This is a genomic window from Mycobacterium sp., from assembly GCF_019243155.1.
In the GTDB taxonomy this organism is placed as follows: Bacteria; Actinomycetota; Actinomycetes; order Mycobacteriales; family Mycobacteriaceae; genus Mycobacterium.
Window position 1 is genome coordinate 1 of record NZ_JAFAUS010000175.1, and the last position, 3417, is coordinate 3417.

At 64.8% G+C, this 3417-nt stretch carries 2 protein-coding genes and 1 pseudogene; all 3 read left to right on the plus strand.

Annotation, left to right across the window (positions count from 1 at the left end; all coding sequences use genetic code 11):
• Nucleotides 1-1728: potassium-transporting ATPase subunit KdpB (gene kdpB, locus JOZ00_RS08660; protein ID WP_293342516.1), on the plus strand; the 1728-nt coding region annotated here is incomplete at its 5' end.
• A gap of 1 nt (nt 1729) precedes the next feature.
• Complete coding sequence (locus tag JOZ00_RS08665) at nt 1730-2653, plus strand: potassium-transporting ATPase subunit C (protein WP_293342518.1); 924 nt, start codon at nt 1730-1732, stop codon at nt 2651-2653.
• A 12-nt stretch (nt 2654-2665) separates the two neighbouring features.
• Nucleotides 2666-3417: pseudogene (locus JOZ00_RS08670) on the plus strand (histidine kinase); the annotation flags it as partial.

The window sequence follows — 3417 nt, forward strand, 5'->3', positions numbered from 1 at the left end:
CAGGGCGACATCGTCGTGGTCGAGGCCGGCCAGGTGATTCCGGGTGACGGCGACGTGGTGGAAGGCATTGCCTCGGTGGACGAATCGGCCATCACGGGTGAGTCGGCACCGGTGATCCGCGAATCCGGCGGTGACCGTTCGGCGGTCACCGGCGGCACCACCGTGCTGAGCGACCAGATCGTCGTGCAGATCACCCAGAAGCCCGGGGAGAGCTTCATCGACCGGATGATTGCGTTGGTCGAAGGTGCCAACCGGCAGAAAACCCCCAACGAGATCGCGCTGAACATCTTGCTGGCCGCGTTGACGATCATCTTCGTCTTCGCCGTCGCGACCCTGCAGCCGCTGGCGATCTACTCCAAGGTCAACAACCCCGGCGTGCCGGATACTCAGGCGCTCAACACAAACGGTGTCACCGGCATCGTGATGGTCTCACTACTGGTGTGCTTGATTCCTACGACGATCGGTGCGCTGTTGTCGGCCATCGGCATCGCCGGCATGGACCGGCTGGTGCAGCGCAACGTGCTCGCGATGTCCGGGCGCGCGGTCGAAGCCGCGGGCGACGTCAACACGCTGCTGCTCGACAAGACGGGCACCATCACACTCGGCAACCGACAGGCGGCCGCGTTCGTCCCCCTGGACGGAGTGACCTCCGAGCAATTGGCCGACGCCGCACAGCTTTCCAGCCTCGCCGACGAAACGCCTGAAGGTCGTTCGATCGTCGTCTTCGCCAAGCGGCACTTCGGGCTGCGCGCCCGCACTCCCGGCGAGCTCTCGCACGCCCACTGGGTGGAGTTCTCCGCCACCACCCGGATGTCGGGTGTCGACCTGGATGGGCACCTGCTGCGCAAGGGCGCGGCCAACTCGGTCGCCGAATGGGTTCGCAGCCAAGGAGGCAAGGTTCCCCACCAGCTCGGCGAGATCGTCGACGGCATCTCCGCCGCCGGCGGGACGCCGCTGGTCGTCGGGGAGAACCTCAACGGTGATGCGTCGGTGCTGGGTGTCATCCACCTCAAGGACGTCGTCAAGCAGGGCATGCGGGAGCGATTCGACGAGATGCGCAAGATGGGCATCCGGACGGTGATGATCACCGGCGACAACCCGTTGACCGCCAAGGCGATTGCCGACGAGGCCGGTGTCGACGACTTCCTCGCCGAAGCCACTCCGGAGGACAAGCTCGCGCTGATCAAGCGTGAGCAGGAGGGCGGCAAGCTGGTCGCGATGACCGGCGACGGCACCAACGACGCGCCCGCCCTGGCTCAGGCCGACGTCGGCGTCGCCATGAACACCGGCACGTCGGCCGCCAAAGAGGCCGGCAACATGGTCGACCTCGACTCCGACCCCACCAAGCTGATCGAAATCGTGGAGATCGGAAAGCAGTTGCTGATCACTCGGGGTGCGCTGACCACCTTCTCGATCGCCAACGACATCGCGAAGTACTTCGCGATCATCCCGGCGATGTTCGTCGCGCTGTTCCCCGGCCTGGACCTGATCAACATCATGCGGCTGCACAGTCCGCAGTCGGCGATCCTGTCCGCGGTCATCTTCAATGCGCTCGTCATCGTGGCACTGATCCCGCTCTCGCTTCGCGGGGTGCGCTACACACCGAGCAGTGCCTCAAAACTGTTGAGCCGCAACCTCTACATCTACGGACTCGGCGGCATCGTCGCCCCGTTCATCGGAATCAAGCTCATCGACCTGATCGTCCAATTCGTCCCAGGGATGTCCTGACATGATTTTTTCGAGCTTCATTCGCATGCACTGGGCGGCTTTCCGCGCGCTGCTCGTGCTGACAGTGATCACCGGTCTCGCCTATCCGCTGTTCATATGGCTTGTCGCACAGCTGCCCGGGCTACATGACAAGGCCGAGGGCTCGATCCTCACGGCCAACGGAAAGCCGGTCGGCAGTCGCCTGATCGGTCAGCTGTTCACCGACAAGGACGGCAACGCAATTGCGAAGTACTTCCAGAGCCGCCCGTCGGCGGCGGGCAACGGCTACGACCCGACGGCATCGGGCGGGAGCAACCTCGGCCCGGAAAGCATCCTCGACACGGCCGCCGATCCGGCGCAGCTGACGGCCGGCAAGTCCGCCTCGGACGCGGGTTTCAAGCCGAGCCTGCTGACGACGGTGTGCACGCGGAGTTCCGCGGTGGGGCAGCTCGAGGGTGTGGACGGGTCGCGTCCGTTCTGCACGGGCGGCGGTGTCGGGGCGGTGCTCTCGGTGATCGGCCCGCGCGACTCGCGCGGAAACGTCATCCATCCCACCAAGGTGGTCAGCGTCAACGAACCGTGCCAGACGACACCGACGCCGTTCCTCACGCTCTTCGAGGGCGTACGGGTCGAGTGCGCCAAGTACGGCGACGACTATTCGATCGGCCAGATCGTGCCGATTCGCGGCGCCGCACCCGCCAACCCGGCCGTACCGACCGACGCCGTCACTGCCAGCGGCAGTGGCCTCGACCCGGACATCTCCGCAGCGTATGCGGACATTCAGGTCAACAGGGTGGCCAAGGCGAGGCACGTCAGCCCGGATCAGATCCGCGCCGTCCTGGCTCAGTACCGCAGTGGCCGCGACCTCGGCTTCCTCGGCGAACCGACGGTCAACGTACTGCAACTCAACATGCAACTCGACCACCAATACCCGGTCTCGAGCTAACCCGTTAGGGGGATGATGGTTGACGTGACCGACGTCAGCCTCCGCGACCACCATCCCAAGCGGGGAGAGCTGCGCATCTACCTTGGTGCGGCTCCGGGTGTCGGCAAGACCTACGCGATGCTCGGCGAGGCGCATCGCCGGCTGGAGCGCGGAACCGACGTGGTCGCGGGCGTGGTCGAGACCCATGGCAGGTCGAAAACCGCTGAGTTGCTTGAGGGCATCGAGTTCATTCCGCCGCACTACGTCGAATATCGCGGCGGCACATTCGCCGAACTCGACGTGCCGGCGGTCCTCGAGCGCCACCCGCAAGTCGTCCTCGTCGACGAGCTCGCGCACACCAACACGCCGGGCAGCAAGAACGCCAAACGATGGCAGGATGTCGAGGAGCTGCTCGATGCCGGGATCACGGTGATCTCCACCGTCAACGTCCAGCATCTGGAAAGCCTCAACGACGTCGTCGCCCAAATCACCGGCATCGAACAGAAAGAGACGATTCCGGATTCCATCGTCCGGCAGGCGGCGCAAGTCGAGCTGATCGACATCACACCAGAAGCATTGCGCCGCAGGCTTTCACACGGAAACGTCTATGCGCCAGAACGCATCGACGCGGCGCTGTCCAATTACTTCCGCCGCGGCAACCTCACTGCGCTAAGGGAATTGGCACTGCTGTGGTTGGCCGACCAGGTCGACACGGCGCTGGTGAAATATCGCGCCGAAAACAAGATCACCGACATGTGGGAGGCGCGCGAGCGCGTCGTCGTGGC

Excerpts from the sequence above, each read along its gene's own strand:
- JOZ00_RS08665 (WP_293342518.1), top strand. The coding sequence starts at position 1,730 with ATGATTTTTTCGAGCTTCATTCGCATGCACTGGGCGGCTTTCCGCGCG.